We start from the raw sequence: 14784 nt of genomic DNA, 5'->3' as shown, positions 1-14784 counted from the left end.
AGTGGCAAGTGGCAAGTGGCAAGTGGCAAGTGGCAAGTCACCAAAGCAGTAGTGAGCCGGAGTGCGCGCAGGCTCATGGAAGGCGCGGCGTTCGTACCATCCTCGACCTTGGGTCGCTGACGAAGCGTTCTCCGGGAATCACCGAAGTGCCGTCTACATGAGCTTGTCCCGGTCGACGGCACTTTCGCATTTCGTAGAAAAGCGATGATTCACGACAACTGGGTCATCGGCGATTCCCGTTTGACTCGCTCAAGCTTCTGTGGATTTGAGCCGTTAGAGCATTCACCGGCATAACGATTCGAGGACACCGTGCGTTTGCAAAAATTGATTTTCGCGACCCTGACTCTCGCTGCTTTGTCAGGTTGCTCCACTACCCAATCCGTGACCGGTGGACCACAATCAGGCAAGTCTCCGATGACCACCGCATGCTTCACGGCACACGGTGGCAGGTCCGCAGACATGGACGCGGCAATCCAGCGTAATCTGGAAAATCATGGCGTCTCCGTGGTCATCGCTCCGGCGTGCGACAAAGCCGATATGAACGTCAGCTACACAGACAGCTGGTTCTGGGACATCGTGATGTATCTGCGGTCAATGGACATCCGCTTCTATAAGGCACCGTCTGGCGGGCTGATTGCATCCGGTCACTGGAAAAACTCAATGCTGCATCAATTCCCGAATGCTGACGGTGTGGTGCAAGATCTGATGGACGAGATGTTCTGGAAGACAGGGGAGCCGACCGCTGTGCGTACGACGTCAGCGAGCCAATAACGCGAGAACACCGAGTCTCGTAGTTCTGGTGGTAGGCCGCGGTAGGCGACCTACTGTCGGGGTACGTGTTTGCAGAGGCACGTTCGACGCGAGACATACCGAGTCCAAGAGCGAAGCTCGCATGAAAAAGATGCGATGAAGCCGGGTCCCCGGTCCCAATATAAGAGGCCAGTTCAAAAAGTTTGCTCAGGTCGGTTGAAGATGTTCCAGCAGACCAGCGCGCAGGCCAGTTTGAGGAATGCTTCATGAATGTCAGATCGGCGTTCGAAGCGAATGCGATGACGACGGAAGAGACAACATATTCCGAGATGTCTATGGGCGTATGCGCTGGGACAGCCCTGCGCCGACGATCACAACGCGCTTCAACAGCCTGTCGAATGGACGCTTCGGGCACCCTGACGAGGATCGGGCGATTTCGATTCGTGAAGGCGCAACGCTGCAGACCTTTCCCAAAGACTACCTTTTCCACGGACCGAATCAAAGCAGCTTAGCCAGGCAGATTGGGAACGCAGTACCGCCTGAGCTTGCCCGCCGCATTGGTGTCCATCTGAGAAAAATTCGCGACCATGGCTAAAATTCGGGCTAGGGCAGCGTCGCGCAGCAGGCACGCGTTTATATCGACCAGCGCAAGAGACTGGAGGAACGGATCAAGGCGCTGGCTGATGAGCGCAAACGAGAGCTGGCGGAAGCTTCGCGGCAGGCAAATGCCAGCGCGTCAGATACGCGACAGACGGTGCTCAATATCAGTGAGAAGGCGAGGCTTGCCTTGGATCAAACCATCCGGACGATTCAAGCCGACCTGAATCGCACCGACCTCAACAGCTTGCCGCCGGATGAAGTCGAGAAGATGCGGCGCCGTTGGGAGGACGAACTCACCGAAATTGAAGAGAGGCATCGCGATGCATTGATGGCAGCCCGTGACATGCTGGCGTCGCTAGCAGAAAATCTGCGAAGTTCGGACGGAGAGGAACCCGCTCAGATCATGGAGGCGCTGGAGCAGCGCATGATTTCATTGGAAGAGCAGGCGGAAGACGATTTCGAGATGGTGCAGCTAGGTCTCGCTGTCGCAATCATTAATCATGAGTTTTCCGCTTCAATTAAGAGAGTACGGAGAAGCGTGCAAGAGCTGGGTCAGATTTCCCGAAAGACTAGCGGATTGCGCCCGCTGTACGAGTCGATCAGGAGCAACTTTGAACACCTCGATGGCCATCTCAATTTGTTTACTCCGCTTCAGCGTCGGCTGCATAGAACGGCACAGACGATCTCTGGTAAGAGTGTGCGCAACTACATCGCGGACCTATTTTCGAACCGCTTCGAGAGGCACAAGGTACAAGTCGACTATACGGAATCGTTTCTGCATTGCAGCATTGAATGCTATCCGTCGACGCTATACCCTGCTGTCATCAACTTGATCGACAACGCTGTGTTTTGGCTGGCCGGAGTAGCAGTCGAACGGGTTATTAGGCTAGACGCTGAGTCGGATGCGCTGCTGATATCGAACAACGGTCCTGCGATTGAGCAGAGAGACTGGCAACGTATTTTCGAACGAGGTTTCAGTCGCAAACCGGAGGGGAGAGGATTAGGGCTGTTCATTTCTGCGAAGGCGCTACAGGCGGAAGGGATGACGTTGTCTCTCCAGACTCCGTCAGATGATATGGGCGTTGCATTCCGAATCGCGGTACCAAAATTAAAATTCGCATCATGACAGAATTAGAAAATTTCACTCGAAACGCGGCGAAGCGGTACCTGCAAAATATCGTCTTCGTGGACGATGAAATCTACAGCCATGGTACTGGCAAACCCGTAACGGTCACTGAGATGCCGGTATTTGCGTCGCCGTTCGGCCGAGAAGGAGAACGAATTAAGCCGGCGGAGCAAAAAGTTGAGGGGCTGGATGAATGTTCCGGTCTGAAAGTTCCTTATCATCCGCGGCAACTCGTTCAAAGTTTCGCCCGTGAAGGAATGGTATGCGCCTTGTATGAGCCTGTGGAGGGTTTCGAAACGAACCAAGATTCTGAGCTATTCAAACTCTGCGAACGAGCCGATGTTGTCATATTGGATTGGGATCTCTTCAATGAGGACGGCCGAAATATCCAGCCGTTAATCCGCAACCTGGTCAGTCAAAGTCAGAATAGCGTGCCGCATGCGGCGAGACTGGTGGTCGTTTATACCGCGCGACCTGACCTTAAGCGCGTTGCAGACCTAGTGTACGAATATCTGAGAGGACACGATTTAGAGGCAGACGAAGTCAATGCGCCCGCGACCTTGGTTTTTGGCGCGACGCGCGTCATCGTTCTTGGGAAACCCGATGTGCCTGGACGTACCGAAGAGTCGAAGGCGTTGGAGGTGCCGGAGAGCCAGTTAGCTGAGCGCATTATCAACGAGTTCGCGCTCATGCACGCCGGGATCCTGCCTTCCTATGCGCTTTATGGCATGGCTTCGCTGAGGCGGAATTCCAAGAAAATATTGGATAAGTTTCACAGCGACATGGACGGCCCGTTCCTCTTACATCGAGCAATGTTGCTAGAGGACGAGGATGAAGCCGAGTGGCTACGTCTCGTCGCCGAAGGCAAGTCGGCGTAAAGCGCTATTCGCACAGGGAAAGGCTCTGTTTTCGGCGCGCTGGTCTTCGTCGGCAAGCGAAGCGACGCGTGCGCGACATCGAATCAAGTAGCTTGGCGCTCGTGAAATTGCGGTCGCGATTGTTCACCGCCTTGAACTTGCTGTAGGCGTTCGGTATCAGCGCTAGCCGTGTCCAGTAACGTTGTCCAGTTCGTTCTTGAGATAAGCGGAGGGCTAACTGGCGCCATATCTACGATCCTCAACGACGCAGCAGAGTTGGCGATCCGGAACGATGACGAGTGCATCGATATCGCTCACCTTGAGCGAGTTGCCCGCGCACATGTCTGATACCGGCAGGCCGTGGCCGATTGCAACTCGACCCTTCTTGAAGGAGGCGTTTGGCAGCTGGTTGGGTCGAATCGCGGCGCGGTATCAGACGAGCGTAGACCTGATTTGGGAATCGGGCACCGGGCTGGCGATGCCTGAGCTGACCAAAGCCGGCTGGATCCTGTTTCCCCCAGTTCCATCCCCAACTCTAAGCCGTCTATCTCGCCTGGCGCGGCTCAACGACGGTATCCTGGACATGATCCAGACGCCGCATGAGTGGGTCTTCGATCAGAAGTACCTCGTTTATTGCTTTAGATGTCTTGTTCTGAACGACGCCCATGTGACTGCATCACGTTGGAAGAGGGAGTGGCTCGATCCGTCAGCCGACTACTGCCGGGTGCACCACAGCCTGCTCGAGACAGTTCCGCAATCGATTCTCGCCAGAGCTCCCAATTTCGACGCTGCGCTGCGGGCGATATCACGTTATCGATGCCCGCCGCTCAGGCTGAGCAAAACACTATGCTAGCAGTATTATTGAACACTGCTAGCAGTCCTGCGAGCTCCGCTAACGTTGATTGTGACCGCCTACAGAATCGGACGAAAGTTCCAGGGGTGGGTGCTGCGAAGGGCGGATAAAGAAAAAGGCCCACCTGCGGTGGGCCAAGTCCGTGCCAACAGAGGACACGGAGGAGACAGTAAGGTCTCAAAGGAGCAGGCGTAGGGCGGTAGTGCCTCGCTCAACTGCCGTCACGCCAGCCACTGCTTGATGTTGCTCGCCATCGCGTTGGTCGATATTCCGTACCGGTCGTGCAGTGTTGGCAGTGCGCCTGCAGCGAGGAAAGCGTCGGGCAATGCGACCTGCCTGAACGTGCACGACACGCCCGAACCCAGCAGCGTCGTCGCCACAGCCTCGCCCAGTCCGCCGATGACGGTGTGGTTTTCCGCCACGACAACCATGCGACCGCTGCGCTTCGCTTCCCGAATGATAGTCTCGGTGTCCAGCGGCTTGATCGTCGGCACGTGCAGCACGGCGACGTCCACCTTGTCGGCTTCCAGCGCCTTCGCTGTTTCGAGTGCACGCATCGTCATGATGCCGGACGAGATGATCAGAACGTCCGAACCATCCCGAAGCATCTTGGCTTTGCCCAGTTCGAACTGATAGTTGTACTCGTCCAGTACAGCCGGTACGTTGCCGCGCAGGAGCCGGGCGTAGACCGGACCCTTGTGCGCAGAGATGGCCGGCACCATCTGTTCGATATCCAGCGCATCGCAAGGGTCAATCACCGTCATGTTCGGCATTGCGCGCATGAGCGCCAGATCTTCGGCTGCCTGGTGGCTCGGGCCGTAGCCGGTCGTGAGTCCCGGCAAAGCAGCAACGATTTTGACATCGAGGTCGTCCTCGGCAATCGCCTGGTGGATGAAATCGTAAGCGCGACGGGTCGCAAACACCGCGTAAGTCGTCACGAACGGCTGCGCGCCCTCGTGAGCGAGGCCAGCAGCCGCTCCCATGAGCAGTTGCTCCGCCATTCCCATCTGGTAATAACGGTCCGGAGATTCCTTCGCAAAGATGTGAAGGTCGGTGTATTTTCCGAGGTCTGCGGTCATGCCAACCACGTTGGGGTTCGCGCGAGCCAGTTCGACAAGGGCATGGCCGAACGGCGCCGAACGAGTGACCTGTCCTTCGCCCGCAATGGAGGCAATCATCGCCGATGTTTTCAGGCGAGGCTTTTTATCGACGACCGAGTTCATGCTTTTCTCCCTGCGAAAGTTCCATCAAGTGCTTGCAGCGCCAACTGCCACTCGTGCGCATCGACGCGAATGAAGTGGTTCTTCTCGCGTTCTTCGAGGAAGGGCACGCCGCAGCCCATTTTCGTATCGCATACGATGATTCGCGGCTTCGCTTCCTGCAGGTTGCGCGCGTTGTCGAAGGCTTCCTTCACGGCATCGATATCATTGCCGTCGATCCGCTGCACATACCACCCAAACGCTTCGAGCTTCGGAACCAGCGGCTCGAAGGCCATGATCTGCGTCGACGGTCCATCGGCTTGCTGGTTGTTCACGTCGATCATCGCAATGAGGTTGTCGAGCTTCCAGTGCGCCGCCGACATCAGGCCTTCCCAGATCGCGCCTTCGTCGAGTTCGCCGTCGGAAAAGAGCGTATAGACGAAAGACCTGGAGCCTTTGCGCTTCAGACCCAGGCAGCGCCCGACCGCAATTGTCAAGCCCTGGCCGAGCGAGCCGCCGGACATTTCCATCCCCGGCGTATAACTCGCCATACCCGACATCGGCAGACGGCTGTCGTCGCTACCATAAGTTTCGAGCTCTTCCTGAGGAAGGATGCCCGCTTCGAACAGCGCGGCATACAACGCGATGGCGTAGTGACCGTTAGAAAGCAGGAATCGGTCGCGATCTTCCCAATGGGGGTCTGCAGGACGGTAATTCATCGCGCCGAAATACGAAACGGCCAGCACGTCGGCAATGTCGAGGGCTTGTCCGATATAGCCCTGGCCTTGCACTTCGCCCATCAGAAGGGCGTTGCGTCGGATGCGATAGGCGCGCTCTGCGAGCGTCACATCCTCGATAATGGGAGTACTCATTTGGATGTCTCCTTGGAAAAGTCGAGTTCAGCGGTTGACCGTCTTGGCGGGAACAAAGAACACCAGCACCGCGCCAAGCACAACGGCAACTGATATGAAGATGAGGCCTGCGGTCGGCTTTCCTGTGAAGTCGTTGAGCCATCCAACGATAGCCGGCGAGAAGAAGCCTGCGAGGTTCGCGAAGCAGTTCACCGCCGCGATGCCGGCCGCAGCGGACATGCCGCCGAGCACCGCCGTAGGCAGCGCCCAGAAGAGCGATGACGATGCGAGAATGCCCGCGGCAGCGATGCTCACACATGCGATCGAGGCCCCCACGCTGCTGAGCATGGGCAAAGTGGCAAACCCGGCAGCCGAGATCAGCAGAGGAATGGCAAGATGCAGGCGGCGTTCGCGGCGCTTGTCGGCGCTGCTTCCGAGCAGCGGCAGTACGATGATGGCGCAGGTATACGGGATTGCGGTCAGAATACCCACCCACAGCGGGTCCGCTACGCCCGTGCGCCGGATGATCGTCGGCAGCCAGAACGTCAGGCCGTATTGGCCCAGGACGACGCAAAAGTAAATCCCGGCCATCAACCACAGACGGCGGTCGTTGATGAATGAGCGGATCGACACGTGCTCGGTTGTTTGCGTCCGGTCCTTGTCGACGTTGCGCTTAAGCAAAGCCTTCTCGTCGTCACCCAGCCACTTGGCGCCTGCAATGCCGTTGTCGAGATAAAGGATGATGGCAAAGCCCAGAACCAGCGAAGGAAGAGCTTCAAGCATAAAGAGCCACTTCCACCCTGGGAGACCGTGTGCGCCCTGGAACGCATGCATGATCCAGCCGGACAGCGGGCCGCCTACGATGCCGGCCAAAGGGATCGCCATGAAGAACATCGAAAGCGCCTTCGCGCGTCGCGCTGAAGGGAACCAGTACGTGAGGTAGAGGATCACGCCCGGAGCAAAGCCCGCTTCAGCGACGCCCAGAAGGAAGCGCAGAACATAGAAGAGCGTAGGCGATTTCACGAATACAAAGCTTGCGGAAATAAGCGCCCATGTCAGCATGATGCGAGCAAGCCAGTTGCGAGCGCCGACCTTGTGCAGAATCATGTTGCTCGGCACTTCGAAAATGAAATAGCCGAGGAAGAAAATGCCGGCGCCGACACCGTACACCGTCTCGGAGAAGCCCAAGTCGTTGAGCATCTGAAGCTTGGCGAAACCGACATTCACCCGGTCCAGATACGCACCGAGGTAGCAAAGCATCAGAAAGGGAATGAGGCGGCGTGCGACCTTCGCGTAGGTCCTTGCTTCGAAGCTCGCGATGTCGCCAGAGGCGGACAGCTCTGCACCGATTCCAGGTGCGGCCAGTTTGGATTTCATGGGTGTCTCCTGTCGGCTGAACTCACCGGGCAGCATTGAGTTCAGCGTCGAAGTTTTGAGGCCGCTTGAGCGGCGCGACGCCCCGGTTGATCCGGGTGCGTCATGAACGTGCACCGGTATGCGCGGTGCACACGGTGCGGGACGTCAGTGAATCAGCATGCCGCCGTTGACATCCAGCGTGATGCCAGTGAGATAGGTCGAGAGTCCGCTTGCGAGGAACAGGCAGGCGTTCGCGATGTCGTTGGCTTCGCCGAGACGTCCTAGCGGGATGCCTTTGATGATGTCCACGCGCATCTCCGGCGTGAGCTTGTCGCCCGTGATGTCGGTCTGAATCAGACCGGGCGTGATGGAGTTGACGCGGATATGGTCGCCGCCGAATTCGCGCGCCATCGCTTTGGCCAGCCCAAGCACGCCCGCTTTCGCGGCGCTGTAATGCGGTCCGCCGAAGATGCCGCCGCCGCGCTGTGCCGATACCGACGACATGCATACGATGCTGCCGCTTTGCTGCTTCTTCATTTGCGGGATGACCGCCTGAGACATATACAACGTCCCGAGCAGGCTCACGCCAATGACTGCGTCGAAGTTGTTACGGCTGATATCGAGTGTCTTGATCGGCTGCGTGATGCCGGCATTGTTCACCAATGCGTCGATACGGCCATACCTGGCGACGACGGCATTCGCGGCGCCCACGCACGCTTCCTTGTCCGTCACGTCGCAAGCCACGCCCAGATGCCCGTCGCCGAGATCGCGTGCGGCATTTTCGGCGTCGGCCTGATTCAGGTCGAGGATGGCTATGCGCGCTCCGTGCGCCGCCATCACCTTGGCTGTGGCCTTGCCGATGCCGCGTGCCGACGCCGCGCCTGTAATGACGACCACTTGATTCTCGAGCAACATAATCGCGTCTCCGTTGATGAACTAGGTGTGGCTTGAGTTTCGTCGTCCTCGGCCCACGCATCAACGCAGTTTCATTCAATTGAAGCTGAGAAATTTTCAGTTTGTCGGGGTTATCCCTAGCCGTGCGAGGCGCTTCCTTCGAGTTCGTGCTCGATCCATGACAGAAACTTGCCGACTCTCGGCAGTTCGGCATTCTGGCTAGGGTAAACCAGATGATGTGCGGCAACCTCCACTGACTGGCTGTGGTCGAAGACCTGAACGAGTTCGCCTTCGCGAATCTTCTGCGAAGCCATCATGGTGCTTTCCAACGCGATACCGAGACCCAGCGCAGCCGTTTCGATAGACATGTACGAGCGGTCGAAAGAGAAGTCAAAAGTTTTGCTCTTGCCTGTCACCCCGCGCCGGCCAAACCACTGCCGCCATTGCACAAGGGGTGTTTCCGAATAGATAAGCCGGTGGCTGAGCAAGTCTTCGGGGTTCGCCACCGGGTGACGTTCCAGGTACTGAGGCGACGCCAGCGGGGCGATGAACTCACCGCGCACGGTCTTGACCTCGAGATTGCTCCATCCGCCGTAACCGTGCCGGATATCGATATCGTAGTAGCCGTTCGAGAAGGAAACGTCCTCGTATGAGCATGCGACGTTTAACTGGACATCTCCGTTCGCCTCCTGGAAAGAAGACAACCTCGGTAGCAGCCACATGAGCCCAAAGCTGGGGCTTGAATGGACGCGCAGGATGTCGACATCCTTGCGACTTGAGGCTCGCTCGGTTGCCCGGCTAAGGTCCGCCAACGAGCCAGTCACGTCCGACAGGTACCGCTCGCCCGTGGGCGTCAGGGTGAGGCCGCGACCGGTTCGCTGAAACAGGGGCTGACCGATCATCGATTCGAGATTGCTCAACTGGTGGCTTACGGCCGACGCCGTCAGGTCGAGTTCCTCGGCAGCGCGGTTCACGCTTTTCGTCCGGGCTATAGATTCGAAGGCAATGATTGCCTTGAGCGGTGGAATACGCATAGTCAAATTTTTTTCAGGTGCAGTTGAAGAAAACTGCATTGCACAGCGATGGTCAGCGCTGCCATTCTCACACCAAGCGGCGTGGAAGAGAACAGCACAAGCAAAAACTCCTCTCCGCAAGGGCGGCATCCGCTCTAATTCAAGCGTTGCGCAATGCAGCAACCTCGCAGGAGACACAACATGCCTTATCTGAATCCCTCTTCACTCTGGCGCAACGATTTTTCCATCGCGGCGAAATTTTCTGAGCCGACGCGGCCGTCGGGCCGACGAAGGTTCCGCGCGGTCCAGTAATTCCCGAAGGTTACCCAGTCCAGTCACGTCGTGTCCTCTTACCGAAGGACACCGGCGGGTCTTTCCGCGTTGCGCAGCGATGCCCGGCGCGAGGCGCCCACGGCACGCGCTCGGATTTCGTCTCAACGGAGGTTCGCGATGGCTCAACAGCCGCACCTGCTGCATGCACGTTCGATCGTTAAAAGCTTTGGCCCGACGAACGTACTAAAGGGATTCGACTTGTCTATCGCGCCCGGCGAAGTGCATGCCTTTCTCGGCGGCAACGGAGCGGGGAAGTCTACGTTTATCAAGATTATCTCGGGCCAGCATGAGCGGGACAGCGGCACCCTCGAATTTGACGGGCGTGAGATGGGCGCTTCGTCTGCATCGCCTGTCGATTCGGGAATGATCGCGGTCGTCAATCAGGAACTAGCGTTGCTGCCGCATCTTTCGGTTGCCGAAAACATCGCGATGCCGCGCCTGCATCGTGCGATGCGCACTTACAGCGAGCGTACTTCGAAGGCGGTTGCAATCGAGGCACTGTCACTGATTGACCCGCACTTCGCGCGCGAGTCGGTGGGGCGTCTGGTGGGCCACTTGACGCTGCACGAACGACAACTCGTGGAGATCGCCCGGTCGCTGGGTTCTGGCGCAAGGCTTTTGCTGCTTGACGAACCGACTGCCAACCTTACCGCAGCAGAGACGGCGCGCCTCTTTGCCGTCCTGCGCAAACTGATAGCCGACACTCAACTCGCCGTCCTCTTCGTGTCTCACCGTATGCGGGAGATTCGGCAAATCGCGGACGTGTGCACCATCATCCGCGACGGCAAGACCGCCGTCGACCGCGTGCCCTTGAGCGATATCACCGACCGTGAAATCGTCGAATTCATGGGGCAGAGCGTCGCGCCCGACGAGCGCGGCGACAGCGGGGCGGGCGAAGGCATCCACCTGAACGCGGACAGCGAACCGTCGTCAGAGGAAACCGCAGTTCATGCGGAGGCCATCACGATCCGACACGATGACATCGAAGTCGAAGTCGGTCCCGGCTCCATCATCGGGCTTGCCGGTGCGCCGACCGGCCCGGCCGCGCTGATCGAAGCACTCACGGGACTTGCGATGCGTACAGCCTGGGACATCAGGCGCAACGGGACGACTATCCGGTATCGGTGCCCATCCGCGGCGGCGCGCGCGGGCGTCGGCTACATATCGGGCGACCGCGCAAACAAAGGCATCCTCGCAACCCTACCGATCATCGACAACCTGATGGCGGCACGCCGCATCGTCGAGCGACGCAGTGTCGCGCGCAGTGAGGAACTTGTGCACGGCGCGAGTCTGCTGCATGCACTCAAGATTCGTGCGGGGTCGCTATGGGACCTGCCTTCGACGCTGAGCGGCGGCACACAACAGAAAATTCTCGTCGCGCGATGGCTCGCGCTCAAACCGAAGTTGCTCATCCTCGAAGAGCCGACGCGGGGCGTCGACATCCGGACCAAGCGGGAGATCTATACGCTCATCCGCAAGCTCGCTGCGCAGGGAACGGCCGTGGTCTGGTGGTCGACCGAATACGTTGAGTTGGTCGAGCTTTGCGACACCGTGCTCGCCTTCGACCTGTCTGGCCGGCCGACGGGCGTGTTGCACCACCCCGAAGTCGACGAGACGAATCTCGCTAACGCAACCGGAATGGCAGCCTGAAGACGAGTATGTCCAGCGCCAGCAGCAAATCACATCAGGAGACAATCATGAAGACAGTCACCCGCTCCATTCGGGGCGAAAGCAGTCGGTCGGGCGGGGGCCTCAAACGCCTGCTATCGACATACCGAACCGAAATAGCGATTGCGATTGCCATCCTCATCATCGAACTCGCAGTCGGAATGGTCGTGCCGGCAGCACTGTCCGCCGGGAACATCGCGAATGTGTCGCAGGCTGCCGCGCCGCTTGTCATCATGGCTTTTGGCGTACTGCTCGTGATCATCAACGGAGGCATTGATCTGTCTGTCGGCTCCGTATTTTCGTTGACGGGGATGGTCACCGGTCTCGCGATGGCTCACGGGTTTGGCGCGATTGCAAGCAGTGTCGCCGGGCTGGCCGTCGGTCTCGTGATCGGAGCAATCAACGGCGCGCTCGTCACCTTCGTGGGGCTCGCGCCGTTCGTCGTGACGCTGAGCACCTATGCCATTGCCGGCAGCCTTTCGTTCATCGTGACCGACGGTCATTCGCTTCCGATCTCGGACCCGAACTATTGGCTGCTCAATTCAGGAACGCTCATTCCAGGCGTCATCAATTATGTACTGTGGTGTGCGCTGCTGCTCGTAGCAATCGAGTTCTGTCTGCGCAAGGTCGTTGCGGGCCGCTGGCTGTATGCCATCGGAAGCAGCAGCTCTTCGGCGCGAGTCATCGGCATTCCGGTCAACCGCGTGCGCCTTTGCGCGTACGTTCTGTCCGGACTGCTTGCTTCGTTCGCGGGCATCTTGAGCATTTCGTACATCAGTAATGCCGAAGCGACAGCGGGTTCGAGCCTCATGCTGCAGGCGATCGCAGCCGTCGTGATCGGTGGGGCGAGCCTCTTCGGTGGCACGGGTTCCGCAATCGGCGCGCTCCTCGGTTCTCTGATGATCACGATCATCCAGAACGGCGCGAATCTCATCGGTGTGAACAGTTTCTGGCAAGGCACCGTGACAGGTGTCGTCATTCTCATCGCGGTACTCGTTGACCGCGTCACAAAAGCGCGGCGCTAAAGCCGCGTCGAACAGCATCCACCAAGGAGACAAAGATGACTACATGCACTTTCGATACCGCTCGCGGGTCCAAACGGCCCGTGGCTAAGTGGGGCGCAATCGCTGCGTTGGCGCTTGCCGCCGCAACTTCGCAGTCGGCGTTCGCTCAGGCGAAACAGACGGTGGCCTACATTGCGCCGTCTCTCGACATCTCTTACTGGCAGTGGGTTGCGTACGGCGTGAAGGAACGAGCAAAAGAACTCGGCATGAACTACGTCGAATTTACGTCCGAGAACTCGCCGGCCAAGCAGATGGATAACGTTCGCACGGCGCTGACGCGCGGCGTAACGGCGGTCGTGATGGGGCCGGTGAGTTCTACAAGCACGCCGCCTGTCCTTCGCTTGCTGAAAGACAAAGGTGTTCCAATCGCATTCGCCGGTATCGGACCTGGACCGGGACAGAAGGACTATACGTCGGCGGTTACGGCGAACAACTACGAGACGGGCAAGGCGGAGGGCTCATACGTGTGCAAGCTTGCCAAGGAGCGCGGCGGCAACAAGATCGCCATGCTGTCGCTGCCGCAAGACCGTGAGAATGCGCAAAAGTACATGAAGGGTGCGAAAGAGTCCTTCGCCGCCGACGGATGCGACCTGGTGCAGGTTCTCGAGACGCATGGCCTGACTGTGAACGAAGCGGTTTCGCAAGCCAACGACATCCTCACGGCTCATCCGGACGTCAAGGCGATCTACGGCATGTACGACGAAGCGGCGACGGGAGCCGCCAAGGCGCTGCAGACGCGCGGCCTCACCGGGAAAGTTGCGGTTGTGACTGCAGACGGCAGCCCGACGACGATCCGTCTGCTTCGCGATGGGGCAGTTCAGGGAATCTTCCTGCAGGAAGCGGTCGGTCAGGGCATCGACGCGACGACTCAGGTCCACAACGCCCTGAACCATCAACCGACCACGCAGGAACTCGCGCTCAAGGAGCCGCTGGTTACAAAGGAAACGATCGACAAGCCCGACACGCAAGCAACGGTCAAGCGCGTCTATCCGCCTTCGGCCGGGAACTATTGACTTTTATGCCGTTGGGAGCCGCCGTGCATGACGGGCGGCTCCGAAGCCAGGCGACCAGTGACAACCGGAGACATCATGGACAACTTTCCCATCATCGACCCTCACCACCATCTGTACGACCTCAAAACAGGCCACTATCCGTGGCTGCAAGGCCCAATGCTGGAGCGCGTGTTCGGGGACTATTCGGCGATCCGAAATGACTATCTGATTGAAAATTTCCTCGCCGACATCAAGAACCAGAATGTCGCCAAGACGGTTCATCTCCAGGTGGAGTATGACCACAACGATCCGGTCGCCGAAACACGCTGGCTGCAGGGCATCGCCGACAAGCACGGCTATCCGCACGGAATAGTCGGCTTTGCGGACTTGTCGTCTCCGGATCTGCAGCGGGTTCTCGAGGCGCATCTCGAGTTCCCGAACGTGCGCGGTATCCGACAGTGTCTAAATTTTCATCGCGACCCGGTAAAGACCTTCATCGACAGCCCACATCTCATGAGCGACGCACGATGGCGTGCTGGTTATGCACTGCTGCAACGCTACGGTTTGTCGTTTGACCTGCAGCTCTACTACACGCAGATGGAGGAGGCAACTGCGCTCGCGCGTGACTTTCCCGACACGCCCGTTGTGCTCAACCATACAGGTATGCCGGTCGACCGGCTGCCTGAAGAAATCGAGGGATGGAAAAAGAGCATGACGTTGCTGGCGTCCGCGCCCAACGTGTTCTGCAAGATCTCGGGCCTCGGCATGGGCGACTGGAAGTGGACGGTCGAAAGCATCCGTCCCTTCGTGCTGGACGCGATTGAGGCCTTCGGTGTCGAGCGGTGCATGTTCGCGAGCAATTTTCCTGTTGACAAGCTCTTCAGCAGCTATGACGACATTTTCAACGCGTTCAAGGCGATCACCCGGGATTTCTCTGATAGTGAGCGAAGGGCACTGTTTCATGACAACGCCGAGCGCGTCTACCGCCTTTGACCCGTGTTCACGCATAGGCCCGGCTAGACAACGCGAGAGCCTCGCCGGCGTCTGCCAGCGAGGTCTCAAGCCTCTGCAGGGCGTCAATCGTCGCCGCCGCCATCATTGTGGTCGTCTTGTCCAGATGCATTAACACATGTGTGTTACGTCCCGCTGTATTCGGATTTCAGGGGAGCTGTTTGTCTCAGTATCAAATAGGATGAGTGTTAGAACGTCTCCTTGAACATCGTGAGAT

Annotated in this window: 15 protein-coding genes and 1 pseudogene; 10 read left to right on the top strand and 6 right to left on the bottom strand. The window is 58.4% G+C overall.

All coding sequences use genetic code 11. The features are described from left to right. Positions 1-309 precede the first annotated feature (309 nt). Positions 310-771 (top strand): hypothetical protein, encoded by a 462-nt coding sequence (locus HDG37_RS35150; RefSeq protein ID WP_184055705.1) that lies wholly within the window; start codon positions 310-312, stop codon positions 769-771. 173 nt (positions 772-944) lie between these two features. Here the strand turns inward: HDG37_RS35150 and HDG37_RS35145 are convergent. Continuing rightward, positions 945-1061: pseudogene (locus tag HDG37_RS35145) on the bottom strand (IS5/IS1182 family transposase); the annotation flags it as partial. Between HDG37_RS35145 and HDG37_RS35140 the strand changes: the two are divergent. The 4 genes from HDG37_RS35140 (at position 1010) to HDG37_RS35125 (ending at position 4186) form a co-directional block, all read left to right on the top strand. Continuing rightward, a complete protein-coding gene (locus HDG37_RS35140; protein ID WP_184055703.1) occupies positions 1010-1345 on the top strand; it encodes a DNA cytosine methyltransferase in 336 nt (111 codons plus the stop codon). The pseudogene HDG37_RS35145 and the gene HDG37_RS35140 sit on opposite strands and share 52 nt — an antisense overlap. Before the next feature lie 192 nt (positions 1346-1537). Then, positions 1538-2476: an ATP-binding protein gene (locus HDG37_RS35135; RefSeq protein ID WP_184055701.1), complete on the top strand. Its 939-nt coding sequence runs from the start codon at positions 1538-1540 to the stop codon at positions 2474-2476. Further along, entirely contained in the window at positions 2473-3354 is an 882-nt protein-coding gene (locus HDG37_RS35130; RefSeq protein WP_184055699.1) for a response regulator receiver domain, read from the top strand. Before HDG37_RS35135 ends, HDG37_RS35130 begins: the two co-directional genes overlap by 4 nt. 319 nt (positions 3355-3673) lie before the next feature. After that, entirely contained in the window at positions 3674-4186 is a 513-nt protein-coding gene (locus HDG37_RS35125; protein WP_184055764.1) for a TniQ family protein, read from the top strand. 221 nt (positions 4187-4407) lie between these two features. On the opposite strand, the gene HDG37_RS35120 is transcribed toward HDG37_RS35125, so the two are convergent. From HDG37_RS35120 to HDG37_RS35100, 5 genes are all read right to left on the bottom strand, one after another. After that, positions 4408-5409 (bottom strand): transketolase family protein, encoded by a 1002-nt coding sequence (locus tag HDG37_RS35120; protein WP_184055697.1) that lies wholly within the window; start codon positions 5407-5409, stop codon positions 4408-4410. After that, positions 5406-6257 carry a transketolase gene (locus tag HDG37_RS35115; RefSeq protein WP_184055694.1) on the bottom strand — a complete coding sequence of 284 codons (852 nt, stop codon included), beginning with the start codon at positions 6255-6257 and terminating at the stop codon, positions 5406-5408. Before HDG37_RS35115 ends, HDG37_RS35120 begins: the two co-directional genes overlap by 4 nt. A gap of 27 nt (positions 6258-6284) precedes the next feature. Beyond that, positions 6285-7613, bottom strand: coding sequence for an MFS transporter (locus HDG37_RS35110; RefSeq protein WP_184055692.1), 1329 nt, complete (start codon positions 7611-7613; stop codon positions 6285-6287). 144 nt (positions 7614-7757) lie between these two features. Beyond that, positions 7758-8507: an SDR family NAD(P)-dependent oxidoreductase gene (locus HDG37_RS35105; RefSeq protein WP_184055690.1), complete on the bottom strand. Its 750-nt coding sequence runs from the start codon at positions 8505-8507 to the stop codon at positions 7758-7760. Between the two features lie 116 nt (positions 8508-8623). Beyond that, entirely contained in the window at positions 8624-9520 is an 897-nt protein-coding gene (locus HDG37_RS35100; RefSeq protein ID WP_184055762.1) for a LysR substrate-binding domain-containing protein, read from the bottom strand. 23 nt (positions 9521-9543) lie between these two features. Here HDG37_RS35100 and HDG37_RS35095 point away from each other — a divergent pair, with 23 nt between their 5' ends. The 5 genes from HDG37_RS35095 (at position 9544) to HDG37_RS35075 (ending at position 14549) form a co-directional block, all read left to right on the top strand. After that, positions 9544-9765 (top strand): hypothetical protein, encoded by a 222-nt coding sequence (locus tag HDG37_RS35095; protein WP_184055688.1) that lies wholly within the window; start codon positions 9544-9546, stop codon positions 9763-9765. Between the two features lie 184 nt (positions 9766-9949). Beyond that, positions 9950-11482, top strand: a complete 1533-nt coding sequence (locus HDG37_RS35090) for a sugar ABC transporter ATP-binding protein (protein ID WP_184055686.1) — start codon at positions 9950-9952, stop codon at positions 11480-11482. An 8-nt stretch (positions 11483-11490) separates the two neighbouring features. Continuing rightward, positions 11491-12525: an ABC transporter permease gene (locus tag HDG37_RS35085; RefSeq protein ID WP_260335216.1), complete on the top strand. Its 1035-nt coding sequence runs from the start codon at positions 11491-11493 to the stop codon at positions 12523-12525. Between the two features lie 35 nt (positions 12526-12560). Next, entirely contained in the window at positions 12561-13577 is a 1017-nt protein-coding gene (locus HDG37_RS35080) for a substrate-binding domain-containing protein (RefSeq protein ID WP_184055684.1), read from the top strand. A gap of 75 nt (positions 13578-13652) precedes the next feature. Next, positions 13653-14549, top strand: a complete 897-nt coding sequence (locus HDG37_RS35075; protein ID WP_184055682.1) for an amidohydrolase — start codon at positions 13653-13655, stop codon at positions 14547-14549. The last annotated feature ends 235 nt before the right edge of the window (positions 14550-14784 follow it).

The sequence above is a fragment of the Paraburkholderia sp. MM5384-R2 genome, from assembly GCF_014201025.1.
In the GTDB taxonomy this organism is placed as follows: domain Bacteria; phylum Pseudomonadota; class Gammaproteobacteria; order Burkholderiales; family Burkholderiaceae; genus Paraburkholderia; species Paraburkholderia tuberum.
Note: the sequence above shows the minus strand (reverse complement) of the source record. Positions and strands in the feature narration are given on the sequence as shown.